This window comes from Blautia sp. AF34-10 (assembly GCF_003477865.1).
GTDB classification, from domain to species: domain Bacteria; phylum Bacillota; class Clostridia; order Lachnospirales; family Lachnospiraceae; genus Fusicatenibacter; species Fusicatenibacter saccharivorans.
The window spans coordinates 198,272-220,630 of the sequence record NZ_QUED01000001.1; the positions used below are offsets into that span (position 1 = coordinate 198,272).

The following is a 22,359-nucleotide window of genomic DNA, read 5'->3' on the forward strand; positions in this document are numbered from 1 at the left end:
TATAGGTTATGCTGCTTTCTTTGTTTTACAAGTTTCTATTTGTGTTGCCATTGTCTGTTGACAATTTGAATCTTACTTCATTTTTCCCCGCTTTTCCATTTACAAAACAGGGCGGATGATTAAATTTTTATCATCCGCCCTGTTTTGTAAAGTGTAACTATATTTTATTTCTTTTTTCAAAATTTCGGATGGAATTGACGACATTTCCTTCCATCGTGCGGTGCATTTTTTCCGCAATCATATGGTAATCCACTTTCATTCCGTCTTTGATCCAGTCGAGCATGACACCGGTAAAGCTATACTTATAGAAATCTGCGATAAAACTCTGATCCGCCTCGGAGATGCCGGTTCCCTTTGCTTTTTCCTGTACGACACCGTACAGCAGATCGTGCGTCAGATGAAAGAGATATGTTTCGATCTGCTCCCGGCTTACAGAGTGATAGACATTCATAATAAATGGTTTATTCTCGAGCACTGCCTCAAAAATCTGCTGCAGGCCTTCCTGCCATGTCTCATACGTTTTCTTTCCCTGCAGCGCCTGCGTCGCATCCTCCAGGCACGACCATTCGACAAGATCATAGATATCCTTAAAATGATAATAAAACGCCATCCGGCTGATGCCGCAGTCTGTCGTCAGATCGTTGATCGTAATTTTGTCCAGCGGCTTTTTCAAAAGCAGCTTTTTTAATGACGCTTCCAGCGCCGCCTTTGTCGCATTTGTCATGTATTTCCTCCATTTTTCTTTTATGTACCCTCGGAATCTTTCTGTTCGAAACGCTTCTATGCTTTTTCATTGTAGCATATCCATTCTCCAGAAACAACTGCGCAGCCCTTCTGATCAGACTTTACAAAAAGTTTAGAAAGTACCGTAATACCAGTAAATTCAATACTTTCCGTCGTTCTGTTAGCACTCTTTTTTCTCGAGTGCTAATTTTCCCTTGACTTTTCCCTGTGCCAGTATTACTATAACTATCAGAGCAGTAAAAAAGCTGCAGACATCTAAAAAAGCATGATATCCCCGCTTTGCTGGATCAAAATATTTTTATAAGAAAAGGAGTGTGTTTCTCATGAGTGCGAAACATGGAAATCTTTCAATCAACAGCGACAATATTTTCCCGATTATCAAAAAATGGATGTATTCCGACCACGATATCTTCGTCCGCGAGCTCGTTTCCAACGGCTGCGATGCCATCACCAAACTGAAAAAACTCGACGGCATGGGCGAATATACTCTGCCGGATGACTACAAAGCAGCCATTCAGGTGATTGTAAACCCGGATGAGAAAACCTTAAAATTCATCGATAACGGTATCGGTATGACCGCAGACGAAGTCGAAGAATATATTACCCAGATCGCCTTCTCCGGCGCTACCGAATTTCTGGAGAAATACAAAGACAAAACGAATTCAGATCAGATGATCGGCCACTTCGGTCTTGGTTTCTACTCTGCTTTCATGGTAGCAGATGAAGTTCACATCGATTCTCTTTCTTATAAAGAAGGATCCACCCCGGTACACTGGACCTGTGACGGAAGCACCGAGTACGATATGTCCGAGGGCAGCAAGACAACTGTTGGTACCGAAATCACTCTGTTCCTGAACGAGGACTGCCTGGAATTCGCAAACGAATACCGTGTCCGCGAAGTTCTGGAAAAATACTGCTCCTTCATGCCGGTTGAAATTTTCCTGTCCAAAGCAAATGCGCCGCAGGAATACGAGACCATCGATGAAAGCGAATTAAAAGACGACGACGTTGTCGTAGAGCACATCCACGAGGACGCAAAATACGAAGAGAAAGAAAAAGAAGACGGAACGAAAGAGCAGGTTGAAGTTTCCCCGGCCAAAGAGAAAGTAAAAATCAACAAACGCCCGGTTTCCATCAGTGATATCCACCCGCTGTGGACCAAACATCCAAACGAGTGCAGCGATGAGGATTATAAAGAATTCTACCGCAAAGTCTTCAACGACTACCGCGAGCCGCTGTTCTGGATCCACCTGAACATGGACTATCCGTTCAACCTCAAAGGTATCCTCTACTTCCCGCGTATCAACACCGAGTACGATTCCATCGAGGGAACCATCAAGCTGTACAACAACCAGGTATTTATTGCCGACAACATCAAAGAAGTCATTCCGGAATACCTGATGCTCTTAAAAGGCGTCATCGACTGCCCGGATCTGCCGCTGAACGTATCCCGAAGCGCACTGCAGAACGACGGATTTGTCAAGAAGATCTCCGAGTACATCTCCAAGAAATTCGCTGACAAGCTCTCTGGCATGTGCAAAACCGACCGTGAGAATTACGAGAAATACTGGGATGATATCAACCCATTCATCAAATACGGATGCATCAAGGACGAGAAATTCTCCAAAAAGATGATGGACTATATTCTGTTCAAGAACATCGACGGAAAATATCTGACTCTTGAGGACTGCATCAACGAGAATAAGAAAGAAGAAGCTCCTGCAGAGAACACCGAGGAGAAGGCTGAAACTACGGAGAATACCGAAAATACGGAAAACGCTGACGAGAAGAAAGAGCCGGAAAAAACGACTGTTTACTACGTCACCGACGAAGTTCAGCAGAGCCAGTACATCAACATGTTCCGCAGCCAGGGCATGGATGCTGTCATCCTGAAACACAACATCGACTCCGCTTTCATCACCCATGCAGAGCGTTACAACGAGCATGTAACCTTCCAGCGCATCGATGCAGATCTGACCAACGATATGAAAGACGAGTCCGGTGAGGATCTGACCGACGCTACAAATGCTCTGACCGATCTCTTCCGCAAAGTCCTCGACAAGAAAGACCTGACCGTCAAAGTTGAGAACCTGAAAGACGAAAATGTATCCTCCATGGTAACGCTTTCCGAGGAGAGCCGCCGGATGCAGGATATGATGAAGATGTATGGCATGACCGGCATGGATCCGTCCATGTTCGGCGGACAGGAAACCCTGATCCTGAATGCAAAACATCCGCTCGTTCAGTACATTCTGAAGAATGGCGAGAACGACAACACATCCCTGTTCTGCGAGCAGCTGTATGATCTGGCAATGATCAGCCACAAACCGCTCTCTCCGGACGAGATGACAAAATTCGTAAGCAGAAGCAATCAGATTATGATGCTCCTTGCAAAATGATAAAGCACAGGCACAGCAAAACGCACCTCTTATAAAACACGCCGGATTTCTGGAATTTACCAGATGTCCGGCGTGTTTTTTCCTGCTTTTTTACTTTACGATTTCTGATCCAGATGATAGAATAATTCTATTCGCCCTATTGAAAAATAAGGAAAATCACACGAAAGGTCTGGTATTTATTTCTATGAAAAAAGGAAAGCCATCCGCCCTGCTCCCGATCGCCGTTTTTCTGGTGTTTTATCTGGGGCTCGGCATTTATTCCGAGTATATTTTAAAAATTCCGATGGGCTTCTACAACATCCCCATCGTCGTCGCGTTTCTGGTAGCGATCCTCGTCGCCTGTCTGCAGAACGCAGTGTCCCGTTTGAAGAAAAGCTCGCCCTCATGGGACAGGGCATCGGGGACAAAAACATCATCACAATGCTGCTGATCTTCCTCGCCGCAGGCACGTTTGTCGGCGTTGTCGGAAGGAGCAGTGCAGAGAGCATTGCCTATTTCATGCTCTCCTGGATTCCGGCAAAGTATGCCGTCGCTGTGCTCTTTGTCGTTGCCTGCTTCGTCTCCACGGCCATGGGAACCTCCGTCGGAACGATCACGCTTCTCGTGCCGATCGCCGCTGCTGTTGCCGAGACCTCCGGCTTTTCGCTGGCGCTCTGCGTCGCCTCCGTCATGGGCGGATCCATGTTCGGCGACAACCTCTCCTTCATCTCCGACACGACAATCGCCGCCTGCAACGGACAGGGCTGCGAGATGAAAGACAAGTTCCGTGAAAACTTCTGGATCGCTCTCCCGGCTGCTCTTGCCGCGCTGGCGCTGATCCTTGTAATCTCCTTCCGACAGGCGCCGGGCACACCGGTCGTCCACGAATACCATCTGCTGCAGATGGTTCCGTACCTGCTCGTGCTGATCGGCGGCATCGCGGGCATTCAGGTGTTTGTCGTACTCCTTATCGGTATTGCTTCCGGTGCCGTTATCATGCTCGGTACGGGACAGACGACGCTCTTGGATATGCTCTCCAGCATGGGAAGCGGCACTTCGGGTATGTTTGAGACATGTATGGTTGCGATTCTTGTCGCTGCGATGTGCGCGCTGATCCGGGAAAACGGCGGCTTTACTGTCCTGCTTCGTGCCATTCACAAAATCTTCCGCGGAAAAAAGGGCGGCCAGCTCGGTGTCGGCATTCTCGTCGCGCTGCTCGACATTGCGACCGCAAACAACACCGTCGCGATCGTCATGGCAAACCCGATCGCAAAGCAGATGTCCGAGGACTACGGCATCACCCCACGGAAAACGGCATCGCTCCTCGATACCTTCTCCTGCATCTCACAGGGCATCCTGCCGTACGGCGCACAGATGCTCGTGGCGATTTCCGCGGTGCATGAACTGGGATATGAGCTCTCCGCCTTTGAAATCATGGCAAACCTCTTCTATCCGGGCATGCTGCTTGTCAGTTCGCTGATCTTTATCTTCGTTCTGCCGGATCGGAAAAATGCCGAAAGCAATGCTTAAAAAGTTCCGTATCGGATCAACTCAAAAAATTATGTTAAAATGCCCACCGATTTCACTTTTTCGTTTGATCGGCGGGCATTTTTTTGCTTTTTTTTACAAAAATCACCAAAATTGCAGTAACATTTACGGTTGAAATTCTTTTATGCGGGTAGTATAATCGGGGTCGTGACATTGAGAAGTAATGATGTTATGTGGGTTATGGGGAGAAAGGACAACAGACAAAGTGAAATTATTAAGACAGTTCCTTGTAATTATGGCGGTTTCGTTCGTCGGAGAAATCCTGCACGCCGTGCTGCCGCTTCCGATTCCGGCAAGTATCTACGGCCTTGTGCTGATGCTGGCGCTTCTGATGACGGGGGCATTAAAACTTGATGCCGTCGAGGACGCAGGCAAGTTTATGATTGAGATCATGCCGGTCATGTTCATTCCGGCGGGCGTCGGCCTGATGGAATCCTGGGGTGAATTAAAAGCCGTTCTCGTTCCGGTTCTCGTGATTACGCTCGTCAGCACCATCGTCGTTATGATTGTGTCCGGACGCGTGACACAGGCGGTCATCCGGCTGGAAAAGAAACACAAAGGAGGGGACGCAAAATGACAAATATGCTCTGTGAATCTGCATTTTTCGGCGTTGTCATCAGCCTTCTGGCGTATGAGCTCGGCATGCTGTTAAAGAAAAAATTTGGGCTTCCGATTTTCAATCCGCTGCTGATTTCCATTGCAGTCGTCATTGTATTCCTTGCTGTTTTCGATATCGATTATCAGAATTATAATGACGGTGCAAAATACTTGAGCTATCTGCTGACTCCTGCAACGGTCTGCCTTGCGATTCCGCTGTATGAGCAGATGGAGGCATTGAAAAAGAATATCAAAGCCATCCTCGCCGGTATTCTCTCCGGCGTGCTGACGAGCCTTACCGTGGTTCTCGCGCTGGCGCTGATCTTCAATCTGAATCATAAAATGTATGTAACACTGCTGCCGAAATCCATCACAACGGCCATCGGCATGGGTGTTTCGGAAGAGCTCGGCGGTGCGGTGACGATCACGGTTGCCGTTATCATCATCACGGGTGTGCTGGGAAATATGCTGGCGGAGACGCTCTGCAAGCTGTTTCACATTGAGGAGCCGATTGCAAAGGGCATCAGTATCGGATCGGCCTCCCATGCGATCGGTACGGCGAAGGCCATGGAGATGGGCGATGTCGAGGGCGCGATGAGCAGCCTTTCGATTGCAGTTGCAGGTATTCTGACTGTGGTCGGAGCGTCGATTTATGCGATGTTTATCTAAAAACGAACACTGATAAAAAACAGAAAAAAATCCGGGAATGGAAAGCAATGTAAAACTTTCCGTTCCCGGATTTTCTATCCCTGAAATTCTATAACTAAAAATTAAAATTCCGACTGCAGAAACTCTTCAATGAAAAGAAGCGCAGTAGCACTCCGGCCCTTCCGGGTCGATGCAGATATGCTCGAGCGTTCCGCTGTGCATCGAAAGCCCCATCGTCAGATCCTGCACAATCTGCTGCTTCGCCGTCTGGCGGTGCTCATAGATGTACTGATACACACTTTTCTTATTAATCTTTTTTAACGTAATTGTGGTAATACTCTTTTCGTTCACGCAAAAACGTCCTCTCTTTTACCGCTCCATCACATTGATCGACTCGATACCGACGCTTCCGCCGCGCACGACTTCGATCTTGCCGAATTCCTCTTTCATCAGCTTCACAACTGCATCGTTTTTCGTCGCCGTCTGGACAAACTCGAGCAGCAGGCTGTCTTTTCCGTAGTCGATGACCTTCGCCTTAAACGTCTCAGCGATCTGGAACAGCTCGACTTTGTCAGCTGCGCTGCAGTTGAATACCTTGATATACAGAATCTCTTTCATGCGCACAAACACGTCGGTGAAGTCGATGACTTTGATGACCTCGACCATGCGGTTCAGCTGTTTTTTGATCTGCTCAAACGTCTCATCGTCACTGACCGTGGCGATCGTCATACGCGATACGGTCGGGTCCTCGGTCGTTCCGACGGTCAGGCTGTCCAAGTTATAGCTTTTTGCGGAAAAAAGCCCGGAAATCTTGGAAAGGACACCAACCTGGTTTTCTACGTACAGTGAAATCCATCTTTTTTTCATTCCCTTATTCATCGCGCTCTCCTCCTAACAGTCCATAATCATATCTTCGAGCGTTCCGCCCGGCTTGATCATCGGGTAAACCATCTCCTCCGGATCGATGATAAATTCGATGATCGTCGGAGTCTTGGTGTTTTTCTTCGCCTCTTCAAACGCTGCGGCGATATCCTCTTTCTTCATGACGCGGATGCCTTTTGCGCCGTAACTCTCAGCCAATTTGATAAAATTCGGCGTGTATTCCGGGTACTCTTCTCCGTCTGTTCTGCGGGAAAGTGCACCGGCGCGCAGGTTTGTCATGCTGTACCGTTTGCCGTAAAACAGCTTCTGCCACTGGCGTACCATGCCGAGGTATTCATTATTGAAGATACACAGGATGACCGGCAGCTCCTCGAGAACGGCAGTTGCCAGCTCCTGAATATTCATCTGCATACCGCCGTCACCGGAAATCGCGATGACCGGTTTGTCCGGGTTGCCGATTTTTGCTCCGATCGCGCCCGGAAGGCCGTATCCCATCGTTCCAAGGCCGCCGGACATGATGATCTGGCGGTTTTCGGTAATGTCGACGTACTGACTTGTCAGCATCTGGTGCTGTCCGACGTCGGTGACGATAATCGCATCGTCAAACTGCTCGTTGATCGCGTTGAAAATATCGAGCGGTCCCATCACGCCGTTCGGGCGCATCGTCAGCGGATGCTCGTTCTTCCAGGCATCAATCTGGGCAAGCCATTTCGATGTGGAGCATGGCTCTACGTACTCTGCTATCTTCGTGATCGCCTCTTTTGCATCGGCTACGATCGGAATATCGACGTGGATGTTTCGGGAGATCGAAGCTGTGTCGATGTCGATGTGGACAATCTGCGCGTGCGGGGCAAATTCATGCAGCTTTCCGGTGATACGGTCATTGAAACGTGTTCCGATCGAGAACAGCAGATCGCACTCGCTGACTGCCATATTCGCCGCATACGCGCCGTGCATGCCAAGGTTTCCGATGAACAGCGGGTGTTTCGTGGAGATCGCGCCGCGTCCCATAACGGTTGTGACAACCGGCACCTGTGTTTTCTCGACCACTTCGCGGAACACTTCCTGCGCATGTGCGATGTTGACGCCGCCTCCGGCAAGAAACAGCGGGCGTTTTGCTTTTGCGAGCATTTTCAGCGCACGTTTTAACTGGCCGATGTGTACGCTGGTGTTCGGTTTGTAGCCGCGGATGTTGACGTTCTTCGGATACTCTGCGCTGCCGAGCTCTGCCATGACATCTTTTGGAAGATCAATGAGCACCGGGCCCGGTTTTCCGGTGCGGGCGATGTAAAAGGCTTCTTTGATGATGCGTCCGAGATCTTCACGGTTTCTTACCGTCACGCCGTATTTCGTGATGCTGCGGGTGATGCCGACAATATCAACCTCCTGGAATGCATCGTTTCCGATGAGGTGGCGGGCTACCTGTCCGGTGAAGCAGACAAGCGGAACGCTGTCGTAGTTTGCCGTTGCAAGACCGGTGACCAGGTTGGTTGCACCAGGGCCGCTGGTAACGAGGCATACGCCGACTTTTCCTGTCGTTCTCGCATAGGCATCCGCCTCATGCACCAGCGCCTGCTCGTGGCGCGGCAGAACGATTTTGATTTCATCCTGTTTGTAAAGCTCATCGCTGATGTCAATGGTGCAGGCTCCCGGATAACCGAAGAGATACTCAACACCCTCCTCCTTCAGAGCCTTTACCAGAAGTTTGTTTCCTGTAATCTGTTTCATATGAAAACCTCCTGTTCTAAATTTGCTGCATAAAAAATCCCCGAACATAAAACACCTTTTCTGTGCCTTACGTTCAGGGAGAATGTTTCCATCCACGGTACCACCTGAATTCCAGAAGAATACACTTCTGCTCATTCCGTACAGGATTTAACTTTTTTCATCCGATACGGCATCCCGGTAACGTGGGAACTACGTTGGAGCCTACTTGGAAAACATTGCTGTCCGCTTTTTCTGTTCAGTCCACTGCTCGAGGGCTACTTCCGCAGGCACGCTCACGGAGATTCTCACCAGCCATCTCCTCTCTTTGCTTTGCGCCGCCAGGTACTCCTCCCTGTCACTGCATTTTAGGTTTTGTTTTTTCTTAAATTACTGTCTATTATAGTCAGAAATGCCGCTCGTTGTCAATCGTTTCGCGCCCTTTTCTTGACTTTTCGCCCTGCGTGTGCTTTACTTAATCAGGTTTGTCTAATTAAAATAAGGAGTTTATACCCATGATGATTACATACACACAGGAAGAACTCTCTTCCATTGTCCACGCATTTGCTTTCCCGGGAACGATTACAGACTGGACGCCGCACGGGAACGGCCATATCAACGATACGTTTCTGGTGCGCTCCACCGAAAACGGCGTCCTCCGCAAATCGATTCTGCAGCGCATGAACCGCACCGTTTTCCACAATCCAACGGAGCTGATGCAGAATATTGCACAGGTAACATCATTTCTGCGGAAAAAAATCACAGCCGCAGGAGGAGATCCATTCCACGAGACGCTGAACCTGATTCCGACGACAGACGATGCCTGGTTTTTCGTCGATGAGCGCGGAGAATTCTGGCGCGCATTTCTCTTTATTTCCGATGCGTCCTGCTATGATGCCGTGACAGATCCAAAGCTGTTTTACGAGACCGGTAATGCTTTCGGCCGCTTCCAGCAGATGCTCTCCGATTTTCCGTCCGCCTCTCTTTTCGAGACGATCCCGGATTTCCACAACACACCGCTCCGCTACCAGGCGCTTTTACAGGCGGCGCAGGCGGATCCGAAAGGACGGCTGAAAAACGTTTCGGATGAGATGGCGTTTTTCCTCGACCACGCAGACGATTACGGCGTAGCCGAGCGCATGAAGGCCTCGGGCGAGCTGCCGCTCCGCGTAACGCACAACGATACGAAGCTGAACAACATTATGATTGATGACAAAACCGGCGAGGGCATCTGCGTCATCGACCTAGACACAATCATGCCGGGACTGTCGATCTTTGACTTCGGCGATTCGATCCGCTTCGGCGCGAATACGGCCGCTGAGGACGAACAGGATGTCTCGAAGGTGTCTCTTTCCCTTCCTCTCTTTGAGAGCTATACAAAGGGCTTTCTCGCCGGCTGCGCAGGCTCTTTGACCCGCGCGGAAGTCGAAATGCTGCCGATGGGTGCAAAATTAATGACCCTCGAATGCGGCATCCGTTTTCTCGCCGATTACCTGATGGGCGATACCTACTTCAAAACCGCTTACCCGGAGCACAACCTCGTACGGGCGCGGACACAGATCGCGCTTGTAGCGGATATGGAGGAGAAATGGGGCGAGATGGAGAACATCGTCGCACGGGCTTCGTTTTCCCACTAAGCACCCGCATAAATTCACAGCATCAAAAAGACACAGCTGGAAGTATCTTTCTGCCTCCTGCTGTGTCTTTTTTGTTATCTTTCTACTATACAATATGTTTTATATTATGCTCTCGGAACGCTGACAATCCGCAGATCGTATTTCTTCAGCATCTCACCGCCCTGTACTTTCTCGCCGGTCAGGATATCTTCTTTTCCGTCGAAGACTGCCGGAAGCGGAATCTCCTCATCTTTGAAGTTGATGATAAAGTACAGATCCTCGCCGTCTGCCTGGCGTTTTGTGATCTCGAGTGCTGTTGCTTCTCCAATCACCGGCTGGATGGCTGCGCTGTCTGCTGCCATAGCAAGAACTTTTGCAAGGCCGCTCTCAGAAAGGTCGGTTCCGACATAATATACGGTTCCTTTTCCGAACTGATTTTTTGCAACAGCAGTCATGCCTGCATAGAAATCGCTCTCATACTGTGCGATTTCTTCAGCTCCTTCGAGGTGCATCAGGTCACATACGAGACGGCACTCTTCCTCGGTTCCGTCTGCGAAACGGATCTTGTTTCTCTGCTCCGGTGCAAGAGCGTCGATCTCTTCTACCCATACGCCTGCCATTTTTCTGAGCGGTCCCGGGTATCCGCCGAGATGAACGTTGTCCGACTGTCCGACGATACCGCTCATGTAGGTGGTGATGAGGGTTCCGCCTGCCTGTACATAAGCCTCCAGGCTCTCTGCCACACCGTCTTTTACCATGTAGAGAACCGGTGCTGCAACGAGGTCATATTTGGAGAAGTCCGCGTCGATCGGGATCATATCGACAGCGATGTTCTTGTTATAGAAGTAATTGTACATCTGCTCGATCTGGTCTACGTAACGTAAATCGCGGTTCGGTCCGCTGGTGTACTCCAGTGCCCAGTAGTTTTCCCAGTCGAAGATGATGCCGACTTTTGCGTGGTTCTCGGAGCCCATCACACGGCTTCCGATTTTCTCCAGTTCTTTTCCGAGCTGGGTTACCTCACGGAAGACACGGGTATCTGCGGTTCCTGCGTGTGCGATAACAGCACCATGGAATTTCTCGCATCCGCCGACGCTTCTTCTCAGCTGGAAGAACTGAATCGTGTCTGCGCCGTGTGCAACGGTCTGATAGCTCTGTGCGCGCATCTGGCCCGGTTTCTTTAAGGAGTTGTACGGCTGCCAGTTCTGCTGGCTCGGAGTCTGCTCCATCAGCATGAACGGTGCGTCTTTGAGGCCGCGCATCAGGTCGTGGGTCATAGCTACGTGGCTCCATGGTGTATTGTAGCTCGGGTAGTTGTCCCAGGATACGATATCCATTTCTTTTGCCCACTTGAAGTAGTCGAGACCTTTGTACGTTCCCATCAGGTTTGTGGTGATCGGTGTTTCTTTGTCGTATTTGCGAATCGCGTCACGCTCCATTTTGTAGTTGTTCAGCATGCCGTCGGAGTTGAAACGCATGTAGTCGAGGGACATTCCTGCAAATGCAGTGCCGCTTCCCCATGGCATTCCGTCTCCCAGATCGTTCGGCGGTACAATCTCGTCCCAGTCGTAGATGGTGTGGCCCCAGAACTCCATGTTCCATGCCTTGTTGACTTCATCGAGTGTTTTGTATTTGTCTTTCAGCCATACGCGGAACGCTTTTGCACAGTTCTCGCAGTAGCACTCGCCGCCGTACTCATTGCTGATGTGCCAGCAGACGATGTTTTTGTTGTCGCCGTAACGCTCTGCCAGTTTTTCTGCCAGGCGTTTTGCATATTTCTGGAAAACCGGGCTGTTCGGGCAGGCATTGTGGCGATGACCGAATTTGTGATGGCGTCCTTCGAAATCGGTTCTTGCCACTTCCGGATAACGGTGTACCATCCATGCCGGGAGTGCGCCGGTGGATGTTGCCATGACGATCTGGACGTCCTCTTTTGTCAGGGTGTCTACGATCTCGTCGAGCTCTGTAAAGTCGTACTCATTCTCGGACGGCTGGATTTTTGCCCAGGAAAATACGTTGATCGTGGTGCTGTTGATGCCGGCCTGATGGAAAAGTTTCATATCCTCATCCCAGATCTCTTTTGGCCACTGGTTTGGGTTGTAGTCTCCTCCGTATAACATTTTTTTGAATTTTGGCTGCATTTTTTTGATTCCTCCTGTGTTTGGATATCTCGTTTTGATGGCTCTATTATATACTGGTCTTTGTGAGAAAAGTATGATATGCTTGTCTAAAAAGTATGAATTTTCGAAACTCATTCTGGAATCTTATTTTAGACTTTTCTTTCAGAAAGGAACTGACTGTTATGCCTATTTTCTTTAAACCATCCGCCTCCGATTTTTCCCTCTCCGCTGACAGCATCGGCAACCGCTGGCTGCAGGAGCCCGTTGTGCGCCCGAACGGATTCCCCTTATATCACTGGATCCAGACGGAACGCGGCGAAGGGCTGCTGACCCTCGAGGCCAGAAACTTTTGCTGAAACCAGGTGACGGTGTTCTGATTGCTCCGCATGTGCCGCATGAATACCGCGAAAACGACGGCAGCGGGATGTGGTTTACATCCTTTCTGACCTTTGACGGAAAGCTCTCCGATGATCTCTATAAAATCTGTGCCGTCTCGCCGTATCTTTTCGTTCCGGCCTCAGAGGGCGCGTGGTTTCAGGAATGGATTGACCGCATAATCGACTCACATTTTCTGAAAAATGACATCGACGATGCTGCGCTCTCCGTCGGATGCTTTGAGTTCCTGACACGCCTTTCCCAGCTCCGCACCGGCCTTTCCCGGACGGAGCATCCGCTGTATCTCCAGTATGTCCGCCCGGCAATGCAGGAAATCGAAAGTCATCTTTCCGACCCGCTCAATGTGGATGATCTCGCGGAACAGCTCCATATCACGCCGCAGTATCTGACACGCCTGTTCCAGCGTTTTGTCGGCAGCTCTGTCCGCTCGTACATCAGCGTTCTGCGCATCAGCCGCGCCAAGGAGCTTCTCATCAGCCGTCCCTACACTACGCTCGACGGCATCGCCGCCCTCTGCGGCTACCGCGATGTCAGCTACTTTATCTCGGTTTTCCGCCAGCAGACCGGGACAACGCCGAAGCAGTTCCGGAAGCTGTACGGCATATAATCTGAAACACCCCTCTTTCCGGCACAAAAAAAGATCCTCCGTCTCATTTCACAGACGAAGGATCTTTTTTCGTTCTCTCTTATTTCATGCTTTTCAGAATGCTTCTCGCAACCGACAGTCCGTTTGCGCTTGCCTGCTGGAGGCCGCGGGTTACGGATGCGCCGTCGCCGATGGCGCGGAGACCTTTGACGCTGGTGCAGAAGTCTTTGTCTACGACAACTTTGTTGGAATAGAATTTGACTTCTACGCCGTACAGCAGTGTCTCATCGCTGGCGATACCCGGTGTTACTTTGTCGAGGGCTTCGATCATCTCGGCAATGTCGACCATGATACGGTGCGGGAATACCAGGGAAAGGTCGCCCGGAACGGCATCTTTTAAGGTCGGGATCAGGTTATTGCGGCAGAGACGCTCTTCTGTCGTTCTTCTTCCGCGTTTGAAATCGCCGTACGTCTGAACGAGGATCTTGCCGTCGCAGAGCATGTTGGAAAGCTGTGCGATCTGTTTGCCGTACTCGATCGGGGTTTTAAATGGTTTCGTAAAGTTCTTGGATACCAGGAGGGCAAAGTTCGTGTTGTTTGTCTTGAACTCCTGGGATTTGTAGGCGTGACCGTTTACAACTGCCAGACCGTTTTCATAATACTCAGTTGCCACCTCACCGGACGGGTTCGTACAGAAGGTACGCACTTTGTCGTCAAAAGTCGGGGTATAGTAAACGAGTTTTGCCTCGTACAGGTTCTTGTTCAGGAACTCCATGACCTCGTCGCGGACTTCCACGCGGACACCGATATCGACGGTTCCGACCTCGGTCTCGATGCCGTGGCCGTTGCAGATATGTGAGAACCAGTCGGCTCCCTCGCGGCCTACTGCGGAGACAATCTCATCTGCCTCGTAAACCGTTCCGTCCTCAAGTGTTACAGCTGTCGCACGGCCGTCCTCGATCGTAATATCATTGACCATCGTGTTGAATTTCATTTCCACGCCGATCTCTTTTAAGTGATCCTCGAGGCGGCTGTAAATCTTGTAGCCCTCCTCAGTTCCGAGATGGCGGATTGGACATTCGATCAGCTTCAGGTTGGCGTTGATCGCTCTGCGGCGGATCTCACGGATCTCTTTTTCTTTATCGACACCGTAAACATTCTTGTCTGCGCCGAAATCCAGATAGATCTGGTCGGACTCATGGATCAGCTCAACCGTCTTTTCATATCCTAAAATCTCCGGCAGATTTCCACCGACATCCGGGGAAAGAGAAAGCTTTCCGTCGGAGAATGCGCCTGCTCCGGCAAATCCCGTTGTAATCGAGCACGGTTTGCAGTTCACGCATTTTTTCGTTTTTCTCTTTGGACACTGACGGCTCTCGATCGAACGTCCTTTTTCGATCATCAGCACCTTCAGATCCGGTTTTTCTTTCAGCAGTTCATAGGCACAGAAAATACCTGACGGGCCTGCGCCGATAATAATGACATCATATTTCATTCTTTTTTAATTTCCTCTCGTTTTTTATCCCATCACGATCAGATACTGGCCGTCCGGCAGGGCAAAGACTTCGCTCTGCTCTTCTAATTCTGCATCCGACATTTCTTCCACGTCCATGCCCTCTTCTTCCATGTAGGCGCGCACGTCGTCCAGATTGTCGGCAACGACTGCAAGGCAGTCCTCCAGAAAGGCCTCTGCCTCATCGTAATTTTCAGCCACCGGCTCGTCGAATAACTGGCCCTGATTCATTAAAAATGTGTTGATGCATTCTTCAGTATATTCTCCCATTCTGGTTTTCTCCTCTGTTCGTTTTATTTTTCCTGATTCTTTCTGTGAAAAAGCGTTAAGATTTCCTCCGGCCGGTCGAGCAGCTCCATCGCATGGTTGTCGATCAGCTCCTGGCGCGGGCGGAATCCCCACGTCACACCAACGGTAAACATGCCTGCGGCGTTTCCGGTCTGCATATCCGTATTGGTATCGCCAAAGTACAGGCACTCTTCCGGTCTGGCGCCGAGTGCGTCTGCAATCGCGAGCGCACCGATCGGAGACGGCTTTCTCGGGATTTCTGCGGTCTGCCCCTGAATCCGGTTGAAAAAGCCCGGTCCGTACACGCTCTCCACGACGTGGATGGCCGCCTCGTGCGGCTTGTTGGAACATACGGCAATCGGAACTTCTTCCCGCAGCGCGGTCAGGGTTTCCCGCATATTAGGATACGGTTTTACGTGATACAGCGGGTCCTCGTTGAACCACGCGCGGCCAAGGCGGATGCCCTCCTGCAGATAGTTGAGCTCTGCATCTCCGGCGTCTTTTAAAGCGCGCTCCACTGCCAGATCGAAACCGTCTCCGGCGTAAAAGTTGAAGGCTTCTACCGGGCGCGGCACAAGTCCAAAATGTTCCAGAACGCGGTTGACTGCGTGCGCAATCGACTCTACAGTGTCTGCGATGGTACCGTCCAGGTCAAAGATACAAGCTTTTATCATATTCTGACTTCCCTTCTTTGTCTCTTTTGTTCTTCGATTTTCTTTCTTCTCTCTCTTCTTGTCCGCAATCATTATATCCTGTATTTTTTCCCTGCGCAACCATATTTTCTTTTCCGGCACTTTATGCTAAAATGAAACTGTTTTTCAGATTCTTGGAAAGGAAAAAAAGAGAATATGAATCAGACTGTGAAAATATTTTTTACCGATATGGATGATACCCTGCTGAATTCCGAAAAGCAGGTGACAAAAGAAAACATGGATGCCATTTCAGAGGCACTTGCTGCCGGCCACAAAATTGTGTTCAACACCGACCGCCCGCTCTCCGGCTTTCTGCCGATCTTAAAAGAGCTCGGACTAGACCGCGAAGGCTGCTATGCCATCGCATTCAACGGCGGACTGATTTACGACTGCGCGGCAAAGAAAACGCTGTACCGCCGCACGATTCCGCTCGAATATGCACGCGTGATCTTTGAAAAAACGCAGGAGGCAGGCCTCTACTGCCACACCTACTCCGACACCTCCCTTCTCTGCCGCCATGCAGGCGAGGAAACGCGCGTTTACACACAGGCAATCCACATTCCCGTCGTGGAAGATCCGCTTCTGCCGGAGCACCTCGCCGAGGAACCATGCAAGATGATCGTGATTGATCTCCACGACCGTGCAAAAATGGACGCTTACCGCGCTGCCATGGAGCCGTGGGCAAAAGGAAAAATTTCGATGTTCTACTCCAGCCCGCATTACCTCGAGCATGTCCCGGAACACGTTTCCAAGGGCCATGCCGTGAAAAAACTCTGCGAGCTTCTTCAGATTCCGCTTGCCAACACCGTGGCTGCCGGAGATCAGGAAAATGATATTTCGATGATCGAGGCCGCTGCCGTCGGTGCCGCCATGAAAAATGCGACCGATGCCGTAAAGGCGAGTGCCGATTATATCACGGAAAACGACTGCAATCACAGCGGCGTGGCGGAGATTCTTCGTAAGTTTATCCTTGCCTGATTCTGTTTCTGTGTCAGGAAACCTTCTTTTTCTTGTTTTCTTTGGCACTTTTTCCGAATTCTGTAAGATTTTACTTTCTTTTTTGTTGAAACTGTATTACAATAGTTTCAAAGGACGGCATTTGAAAGGAGACTTGAATCGAGATGTCACGAAAATCAAAACGTATTCTGCTTACTCTGGCTTCTGCCGCTGTCGGCGCAGCCTGCGGTGCGGCAGTCTATTTTATCCGGAAAGGAAAAGCAGATCTTGAAACAGATTTTGACGATTTTAAAGACGAATTTGAAGAGGAAGAGCCTGCTCCTGCTGAACGTACTTATACGACCCTTCCGAAAACGAAAGGTGCGGAGGATGCTGCACCGGATCCGGAATCTGCAGCTTGCAATAAAGGTTCCGAAACAGCTGATACAGAAGCTGAAAGCGAAACCGCAGAGTCCGAAGAAGAAGACGCTGAAAAAGAAAGCTGTGCGGATCGTGAAGTTTCTCCACAGGAAGAAAGCGAAGTAACCGCAGAATAAAACCCAAAAACAGAATATAGAAACATAAGGAAGTAATTCCTGGGGAGGGAAACCTCCCCTTTTTTATGGAAAGGAGATTGTTATGGAACTTGCAAAACGCGATGACGTTCCTGTAGAACTTACCTGGGACCTGTCTTTAATTTATACAACCGAGGAGGCCATGCTGGCTGATGCGCAGAAAATGAAAGAATTAAGTCTTTCTATGGAAGCATCCTACAAAGGAAACCTCACCGATGCAGCCACGATCAACCACTGCCTCGACGATTACCAGGAGTCTACCGTCTGATCACACTGACCGCCAACTACTGCGATCTCGCCGTCTCTGTCGACTATTACAACAGTGCAAACCAGACGCGCAACGACCGCATCAACAGCCTGATCTCTGAGATTTTCAGCCGTCTCACCTTTATCGAGAGCGAGCTTTCCGAACAGTCCGAGGATGTTTTGAACGAGGCCATGCAGCAGTCAGATACGAACCGCTGCTATCTCGCCGAGATTCTCCGCAACAAGGCACACCGCCTGAGCCCGGAAACCGAGCGTGCCATTTCCGCTCTGTCCCAGACCTTCTCGGCTCCGTACCAGATCTACAACATGGCAAAGCTTGCCGATATGAAATTTGATTCTTTCACCGTAAACGGAAAAGAATATCCGCTCGGCTACTCCCTGTTTGAGGATAATTACGAGTACGAAAAAGACACCGATATCCGCCGCAGTGCATTCTCCGCCTTTTCTGCAAAAATCAGACAGTACGAAAATGTAACGGCAGCTGCTTACAATGCCCAGCTGCAGACAGAAAAGACCATGGCCACGCTGCGCGGCTTCGATTCCGTCATCGATTCTCTGCTGTTCCCGCAGCAGGTCAGCCGTGAGCTGTACAACCGCCAGATCGATCTCATCACCACCCGCCTGGCTCCGCATATGCGCAAATATGCCCGCCTGTTGAAAAAGGTTCACAACCTTGACCGCATGACCTTCGCCGATCTGAAAATCGCCGTCGACCCGGAGTACGATCCGTCTGTCACGATCGAGGAATCAAAACAGTACATCGAAAAAGGCCTTGCCATTCTCGGTGATGATTACGTTTCCATGATTCAGGAGGCATACAAAAAACGCTGGGTTGACTTTGCACAGAACCAGGGAAAATCCACCGGCGGCTTCTGTGCCAGCCCGTACGGAAAAGGTTCCTTTATTCTCTTAAGCTGGAATAACCGCATGGCAGATGTTTTCACGCTGGCGCATGAACTCGGCCACGCCGGCCATTTCCGTCTCTGCAACGGCGCACAGGCGATTCTCGATACCGAGGTTTCCTCTTATTTTGTCGAGGCGCCGTCTACCATGAACGAGCTTCTTATGGCTCATTATCTGCTGAAAACGACCCCGGACAAACGGTTCCGCCGCTGGGTTTTAAGCTGTATGATCAGCAACACATATTATCATAACTTCGTCACCCATCTGATGGAGGCTGCTTACCAGCGCGAAGTTTACAAGCTCATCGATGCCGGCGACAGCGTACAGGCTGAGACGTTAAGCAGCATTATGAAAGAGACCCTGCAGAAGTTCTGGGGCGATGATGTGGAAATTTCCGATGACGCAGCGCTCACCTGGATGCGCCAGCCGCATTACTATATGGGACTTTACTCCTACACCTACAGCGCCGGACTGACCGTTGCCACACAGGTCTGCAAGCGCATCGAAACCGAAGGCCAGACCGCTGTCGATGACTGGAAAAAGGTACTGACCGCCGGAAGCACGAAGACACCGGAAGAGCTGGCAAAAATGGCCGGCGTTGATATCTCGACGGATGCACCGCTTCTCGATACGATCGAGACGATTGGATCGATCATCGATGAGATCTGCGAGCTGACCGAAGAGCTGGGCTGCTGATCCTGTCCGCATTGTAACTCTCTATCAAACAGTAAAAACGGATTGTTCCGTCAGTTTTTGTTACTGGCGAAGCAATCCGTTTTTTTCATATCTTTTTTCACGCATTCCAGCACTTTTTCAGAATCGCAGCTGCCTCTGCAATCTCCTCCTCAGAAAGCCCGGCGTACCCAAGCAGCACTGTGCCGCCCTGTGCGGGATCTGCGGCAGCGCCGATGCAGTACCGTTCCAGCCCGTACACGCGCACGCCATCCTCTTTTGCCCGCTGCACCGCCTCCGCTTCGGAGAGTCCTCTCGGCAGGTGGACCAGCACATGGACGCCCGCATTCTCGCCGGACACCGTGTACTCCCGCCCAAACTCCTTCAGAAGCCGGATCAGCAGGTCGTGTTTCCCTTTATACTGTGCACGCATCCGGTTCAGATGGCGCTCGAACGCGCCGCTCCGCATAAACTCTTCCAGAATCTTCTGGTCCGTCTTCGAAACTGTCGCGGAAAAGCATCTTCCGTTCTCCTCGTAGGCAGGCAGCAGCGTCTTCGGCAGCACCATGTAGCTGATGCGGATGGACGGCGCAATCGCCCGCGAAAACGTTCCAAGATAGATCACTTTTCCCTCTGTGTCATTGCCCTGCAGTGCCGGGATCGGGCGGCCCTTGTAGCGGAATTCACTGTCATAATCATCCTCAATCAGATACCGCCCACTTTCCCTCGATGCCCACGCAAGGAGCTGCATCCGCCGCTTCATCGGCATGACCATGCCCATCGGGAACTGGTGCGACGGCATGATGTACGCCAGATCCGCCCCGCTTTTTTCCAGCTCCGCCGGCCGCATGCCCGCTTCGTCCATCGAAATCGTACACATCGCATAGCCGAGCTTCACAAAACAGCGGTAGGCACTGATGTAGGTCGGATTTTCCATCGCCACTTTATGGCCACGCCCTAAGATCACCGAAAGCAGCATCAGCAGATAATCATTTCCCGCTCCGACGATGATCTGCTCCGTGCGGCAGTTCACGCCGCGTGCGTGGTGCAGATAGTCGCGGATTGCCTCCCGAAGACCGTGCTCGCCCTTCGCATCCCCGATCTGGAACAGGCTGTCATCTGCGTCCAGCAGGACTTCTTTCGAGATCTTCTTCCAGCTGTTCTGCGGAAATCCGCCCGGCGCCGTACCGGTCACGGCAAAATCGTAGCGGAACGGCATCTGTTCCGCGGCATCATCCTCTTTTGTCTCCTCTTTCTTTTCATCGAGGCGGTACAGCCCCTCAATCTCACAGACAAAGTAGCCTTTGCACGGCACACTCTCCAGATACCCTTCGGATACCAGCTGCTCATACGCCAGATCCACGGTACTCCGGCTCACCGACAGATAGCCCGAAAGCGCCCGCGCCGACGGCAGCCGCTCCCCTGCACGGATCCGTCCGCCGCGGATTTCCTCGCGGATAAAACCGTAGATCTGCTCATAGAGCGGTGTCTTCCGATGCGGATCCAGCGAAATCGTCAATTCATTCATCTTCCCATCTCCCCTGACAAAAAGAACAGCCGCTTGGGATGTCGGTTTCATCCAGGCGGCTGCTCTGTTCCATTTCAAAATTCTTATTTATTTCGCTGCCGGCAGCTTGAAAGAGCTCTTCAGGGATACGATACGGTTGAACACCAGCGCATCCTCTTTGGAATCTTTTGCGTCTACACAGAAGAATCCGTTTCTGACAAACTGGAAGCTGTCATATGCTTTCGCATCTTTTAAAGACGGCTCCAGATAGCACTCTTTTAATACGGTCAGGGAATTCGGATTCAGGTTCATGGAACCATCCTCGTTGTAAACGCCCTTCTCCTCGTCGATCAGGTTTTCGTACAGACGGCACTCTGCTTTGACGGCGGTCTTTGCTGCTACCCAGTGGATTGTTCCTTTTACTTTTCTTCCGTCCGGGGAATTTCCTCCCTTGGACTCCGGATCGTACGTTCCATGGATTACGGTAATATTTCCGTTCTCGTCTTTCTCGCATCCGGTGCAGGTGACGAAGTATGCGTTCATCAGGCGGACTTCATTGCCCGGGAACATACGGAAGTATTTGCGGACCGGCTCCTCCATGAAGTCTTCGCGCTCGATGTACAGTTCTCTTCCGAACGGTACCTGACGGCTGCCAAGCTCCGGATTCTCGAGGTTATTCTGTACTTCCAGCATCTCAATCTGGTCTTCCGGATAGTTGTCGATGACAAGTTTCACCGGATTTAAGACTGCCATGGTACGGGCTTTTTTCAGCTTCAGATCCTCGCGGATGCAGTACTCCAGCATCGCATAGTCAACGGAGCTGTTTGCTTTTGATACACCGCACAGATCTACGAATTTCTTGATGGACTCCGGTGTAAAGCCTCTGCGGCGGAGTGCTGCGATGGATACGAGACGCGGGTCATCCCAGCCGTCTACCACGCCGTCCTCTACCAGCTTTTTGATGTAACGTTTTCCGGTAACCACGTTGGTCAGATACAGCTTTGCAAACTCAATCTGGCGCGGCGGCATCGGATATTCCAGCTCGCGTACAACCCAGTCGTACAGCGGACGGTGGTCCTCAAACTCCAGCGTACAGATAGAATGGGTAATGCCTTCGATGGCGTCCTCGATCGGATGCGCGAAGTCGTACATCGGGTAGATGCACCAGGTATCGCCGGTTCTGTGGTGATGCATATGGGCTACACGGTAGATAACCGGGTCTCTCATGTTGATGTTCGGTGATGCCATATCGATTTTCGCACGGAGTACTTTGCTTCCGTCCTCGAATTCGCCGTTTTTCATGCGCTCGAACAGGTCCAGGTTTTCCTCCACGGAACGATTGCGGTACGGGCTCTCTTTTCCAGGCTCGGTTAAGGTTCCGCGGTACTCACGGATCTCCTCTGCGGACAGATCGCAGACGAATGCTTTTCCTTTTTTGATCAGTTTTACGGCTGCCTCATACATCTGTGGGAAATAATCGGATGCGTAGTACAGATGATCTTTCCAGTCTGCACCAAGCCACTGGATATCGGCTTTGATGGAATCAACAAACTCGGTTTTCTCTTTCGTCGGGTTTGTATCATCGAAACGCATGTGGAACTCTCCGTTGTACTCCTGTGATAAACCGTAGTTTAACAGGATGGATTTTGCATGTCCGATATGAAGATAGCCGTTTGGCTCCGGCGGGAATCGTGTGCATACATGGTCGTAAACGCCCTCTGCCAGATCTTTGTCAATCGCAAGCTCGATAAAATTTTTGGAAACAACTTCTTTTTCTTCCATAATAA

At 50.6% G+C, this 22,359-nt stretch carries 20 protein-coding genes, 1 pseudogene and 1 other annotated feature; of the genes and pseudogenes, 11 read left to right on the forward strand and 10 right to left on the reverse strand.

Translation table 11 applies throughout. The features are described 5' to 3' along the window. Nucleotides 1-157: 157 nt before the first annotated feature. Nucleotides 158-724 (reverse strand): TetR-like C-terminal domain-containing protein, encoded by a 567-nt coding sequence (locus DWZ60_RS01000; RefSeq protein ID WP_022461989.1) that lies wholly within the window; start codon nucleotides 722-724, stop codon nucleotides 158-160. Nucleotides 725-1,067: 343 nt separating this feature from the next. Here DWZ60_RS01000 and htpG point away from each other — a divergent pair, with 343 nt between their 5' ends. The 4 genes and pseudogenes from htpG to DWZ60_RS01020 all read left to right on the forward strand — a co-directional run bounded on the left by htpG (nucleotide 1,068) and on the right by DWZ60_RS01020 (nucleotide 5,936). Beyond that, nucleotides 1,068-3,143 (forward strand): molecular chaperone HtpG, encoded by a 2,076-nt coding sequence (htpG, locus tag DWZ60_RS01005; protein WP_117804318.1) that lies wholly within the window; start codon nucleotides 1,068-1,070, stop codon nucleotides 3,141-3,143. Nucleotides 3,144-3,327: 184 nt separating this feature from the next. Further along, nucleotides 3,328-4,652: pseudogene (locus DWZ60_RS01010) on the forward strand (Na+/H+ antiporter NhaC family protein). A 223-nt stretch (nucleotides 4,653-4,875) separates the two neighbouring features. Then, complete coding sequence (locus tag DWZ60_RS01015; RefSeq protein WP_117804340.1) at nucleotides 4,876-5,247, forward strand: CidA/LrgA family protein; 372 nt, start codon at nucleotides 4,876-4,878, stop codon at nucleotides 5,245-5,247. Further along, the gene (locus DWZ60_RS01020) at nucleotides 5,244-5,936 is read left to right on the forward strand and encodes an LrgB family protein (protein WP_055267500.1); all 693 of its coding nucleotides are present in this window, start codon (nucleotides 5,244-5,246) and stop codon (nucleotides 5,934-5,936) included. Before DWZ60_RS01015 ends, DWZ60_RS01020 begins: the two co-directional genes overlap by 4 nt. A gap of 126 nt (nucleotides 5,937-6,062) precedes the next feature. On the opposite strand, the gene DWZ60_RS17400 is transcribed toward DWZ60_RS01020, so the two are convergent. The 3 genes from DWZ60_RS17400 to ilvB are packed head-to-tail and all read right to left on the reverse strand — an operon-like array spanning nucleotide 6,063 to nucleotide 8,525. After that, nucleotides 6,063-6,266 (reverse strand): hypothetical protein, encoded by a 204-nt coding sequence (locus tag DWZ60_RS17400; RefSeq protein WP_199669392.1) that lies wholly within the window; start codon nucleotides 6,264-6,266, stop codon nucleotides 6,063-6,065. A gap of 18 nt (nucleotides 6,267-6,284) precedes the next feature. Beyond that, the gene (gene ilvN / locus DWZ60_RS01030) at nucleotides 6,285-6,794 is read right to left on the reverse strand and encodes an acetolactate synthase small subunit (RefSeq protein ID WP_022463092.1); all 510 of its coding nucleotides are present in this window, start codon (nucleotides 6,792-6,794) and stop codon (nucleotides 6,285-6,287) included. Between the two features lie 12 nt (nucleotides 6,795-6,806). Further along, nucleotides 6,807-8,525: a biosynthetic-type acetolactate synthase large subunit gene (ilvB, locus tag DWZ60_RS01035; protein ID WP_117509739.1), complete on the reverse strand. Its 1,719-nt coding sequence runs from the start codon at nucleotides 8,523-8,525 to the stop codon at nucleotides 6,807-6,809. A 71-nt stretch (nucleotides 8,526-8,596) separates the two neighbouring features. Beyond that, nucleotides 8,597-8,872 (reverse strand) — a binding site (T-box leader). Nucleotides 8,873-9,016: 144 nt separating this feature from the next. On the opposite strand from ilvB, the gene DWZ60_RS01040 reads away from it, so the two are divergent. Next, complete coding sequence (locus DWZ60_RS01040; protein WP_119188590.1) at nucleotides 9,017-10,138, forward strand: phosphotransferase enzyme family protein; 1,122 nt, start codon at nucleotides 9,017-9,019, stop codon at nucleotides 10,136-10,138. Nucleotides 10,139-10,242: 104 nt separating this feature from the next. On the opposite strand, the gene DWZ60_RS01045 is transcribed toward DWZ60_RS01040, so the two are convergent. Further along, nucleotides 10,243-12,258: a beta-galactosidase gene (locus tag DWZ60_RS01045; RefSeq protein ID WP_119188591.1), complete on the reverse strand. Its 2,016-nt coding sequence runs from the start codon at nucleotides 12,256-12,258 to the stop codon at nucleotides 10,243-10,245. Between the two features lie 161 nt (nucleotides 12,259-12,419). Here DWZ60_RS01045 and DWZ60_RS17705 point away from each other — a divergent pair, with 161 nt between their 5' ends. Further along, nucleotides 12,420-12,593, forward strand: coding sequence for a hypothetical protein (locus DWZ60_RS17705; protein WP_243038166.1), 174 nt, complete (start codon nucleotides 12,420-12,422; stop codon nucleotides 12,591-12,593). Then, the gene (locus tag DWZ60_RS01050) at nucleotides 12,587-13,240 is read left to right on the forward strand and encodes a helix-turn-helix transcriptional regulator (RefSeq protein WP_243038167.1); all 654 of its coding nucleotides are present in this window, start codon (nucleotides 12,587-12,589) and stop codon (nucleotides 13,238-13,240) included. The genes DWZ60_RS17705 and DWZ60_RS01050 overlap by 7 nt, the downstream gene beginning before the upstream one ends. 79 nt (nucleotides 13,241-13,319) lie before the next feature. On the opposite strand, the gene DWZ60_RS01055 is transcribed toward DWZ60_RS01050, so the two are convergent. The 3 genes from DWZ60_RS01055 to DWZ60_RS01065 are packed head-to-tail and all read right to left on the reverse strand — an operon-like array spanning nucleotide 13,320 to nucleotide 15,694. Further along, complete coding sequence (locus DWZ60_RS01055; protein WP_022463087.1) at nucleotides 13,320-14,714, reverse strand: NAD(P)/FAD-dependent oxidoreductase; 1,395 nt, start codon at nucleotides 14,712-14,714, stop codon at nucleotides 13,320-13,322. Between the two features lie 24 nt (nucleotides 14,715-14,738). Next, nucleotides 14,739-15,002 (reverse strand): hypothetical protein, encoded by a 264-nt coding sequence (locus tag DWZ60_RS01060; RefSeq protein WP_055221292.1) that lies wholly within the window; start codon nucleotides 15,000-15,002, stop codon nucleotides 14,739-14,741. Nucleotides 15,003-15,025: 23 nt separating this feature from the next. Then, nucleotides 15,026-15,694: an HAD family hydrolase gene (locus tag DWZ60_RS01065; RefSeq protein ID WP_055221324.1), complete on the reverse strand. Its 669-nt coding sequence runs from the start codon at nucleotides 15,692-15,694 to the stop codon at nucleotides 15,026-15,028. Nucleotides 15,695-15,868: 174 nt separating this feature from the next. Here DWZ60_RS01065 and DWZ60_RS01070 point away from each other — a divergent pair, with 174 nt between their 5' ends. The 4 genes from DWZ60_RS01070 (at nucleotide 15,869) to pepF (ending at nucleotide 19,089) form a co-directional block, all read left to right on the forward strand. Next, nucleotides 15,869-16,690 (forward strand): Cof-type HAD-IIB family hydrolase, encoded by an 822-nt coding sequence (locus DWZ60_RS01070; RefSeq protein ID WP_119221133.1) that lies wholly within the window; start codon nucleotides 15,869-15,871, stop codon nucleotides 16,688-16,690. Between the two features lie 143 nt (nucleotides 16,691-16,833). Beyond that, nucleotides 16,834-17,205: a hypothetical protein gene (locus DWZ60_RS01075; RefSeq protein ID WP_117509744.1), complete on the forward strand. Its 372-nt coding sequence runs from the start codon at nucleotides 16,834-16,836 to the stop codon at nucleotides 17,203-17,205. An 82-nt stretch (nucleotides 17,206-17,287) separates the two neighbouring features. Further along, nucleotides 17,288-17,491, forward strand: a complete 204-nt coding sequence (locus tag DWZ60_RS17710) for a hypothetical protein (RefSeq protein ID WP_243038168.1) — start codon at nucleotides 17,288-17,290, stop codon at nucleotides 17,489-17,491. Between the two features lie 5 nt (nucleotides 17,492-17,496). Further along, a complete protein-coding gene (gene pepF / locus DWZ60_RS01080) occupies nucleotides 17,497-19,089 on the forward strand; it encodes an oligoendopeptidase F (RefSeq protein ID WP_243038171.1) in 1,593 nt (530 codons plus the stop codon). Between the two features lie 97 nt (nucleotides 19,090-19,186). On the opposite strand, the gene pdxR is transcribed toward pepF, so the two are convergent. Together pdxR and DWZ60_RS01090 are read right to left on the reverse strand one after the other, a co-directional pair. Further along, a complete protein-coding gene (pdxR, locus tag DWZ60_RS01085) occupies nucleotides 19,187-20,593 on the reverse strand; it encodes a MocR-like pyridoxine biosynthesis transcription factor PdxR (RefSeq protein WP_119221134.1) in 1,407 nt (468 codons plus the stop codon). 87 nt (nucleotides 20,594-20,680) lie between these two features. Beyond that, complete coding sequence (locus DWZ60_RS01090; RefSeq protein WP_022463080.1) at nucleotides 20,681-22,354, reverse strand: glutamine--tRNA ligase/YqeY domain fusion protein; 1,674 nt, start codon at nucleotides 22,352-22,354, stop codon at nucleotides 20,681-20,683. Between the last annotated feature and the right edge of the window lie 5 nt (nucleotides 22,355-22,359).

What these genes read in the sequence shown, in the direction of transcription:
- DWZ60_RS01070 (WP_119221133.1), top strand. Translation starts at nt 15,869, where the DNA reads ATGAATCAGACTGTGAAAATATTTTTTACCGATATGGATGATACCCTG.
- ilvN (WP_022463092.1), bottom strand. Translation starts at nt 6,794, where the DNA reads ATGAATAAGGGAATGAAAAAAAGATGGATTTCACTGTACGTAGAAAAC.
- pdxR (WP_119221134.1), bottom strand. Translation starts at nt 20,593, where the DNA reads ATGAATGAATTGACGATTTCGCTGGATCCGCATCGGAAGACACCGCTC.
- htpG (WP_117804318.1), top strand. Translation starts at nt 1,068, where the DNA reads ATGAGTGCGAAACATGGAAATCTTTCAATCAACAGCGACAATATTTTC.
- DWZ60_RS01045 (WP_119188591.1), bottom strand. Translation starts at nt 12,258, where the DNA reads ATGCAGCCAAAATTCAAAAAAATGTTATACGGAGGAGACTACAACCCA.
- DWZ60_RS01020 (WP_055267500.1), top strand. Translation starts at nt 5,244, where the DNA reads ATGACAAATATGCTCTGTGAATCTGCATTTTTCGGCGTTGTCATCAGC.
- DWZ60_RS01040 (WP_119188590.1), top strand. Translation starts at nt 9,017, where the DNA reads ATGATGATTACATACACACAGGAAGAACTCTCTTCCATTGTCCACGCA.
- DWZ60_RS01065 (WP_055221324.1), bottom strand. Translation starts at nt 15,694, where the DNA reads ATGATAAAAGCTTGTATCTTTGACCTGGACGGTACCATCGCAGACACT.
- DWZ60_RS01000 (WP_022461989.1), bottom strand. Translation starts at nt 724, where the DNA reads ATGACAAATGCGACAAAGGCGGCGCTGGAAGCGTCATTAAAAAAGCTG.
- DWZ60_RS01075 (WP_117509744.1), top strand. Translation starts at nt 16,834, where the DNA reads ATGTCACGAAAATCAAAACGTATTCTGCTTACTCTGGCTTCTGCCGCT.
- DWZ60_RS01060 (WP_055221292.1), bottom strand. Translation starts at nt 15,002, where the DNA reads ATGGGAGAATATACTGAAGAATGCATCAACACATTTTTAATGAATCAG.
- DWZ60_RS17710 (WP_243038168.1), top strand. Translation starts at nt 17,288, where the DNA reads ATGGAACTTGCAAAACGCGATGACGTTCCTGTAGAACTTACCTGGGAC.
- DWZ60_RS17705 (WP_243038166.1), top strand. Translation starts at nt 12,420, where the DNA reads ATGCCTATTTTCTTTAAACCATCCGCCTCCGATTTTTCCCTCTCCGCT.
- DWZ60_RS01055 (WP_022463087.1), bottom strand. Translation starts at nt 14,714, where the DNA reads ATGAAATATGATGTCATTATTATCGGCGCAGGCCCGTCAGGTATTTTC.
- ilvB (WP_117509739.1), bottom strand. Translation starts at nt 8,525, where the DNA reads ATGAAACAGATTACAGGAAACAAACTTCTGGTAAAGGCTCTGAAGGAG.
- DWZ60_RS01090 (WP_022463080.1), bottom strand. Translation starts at nt 22,354, where the DNA reads ATGGAAGAAAAAGAAGTTGTTTCCAAAAATTTTATCGAGCTTGCGATT.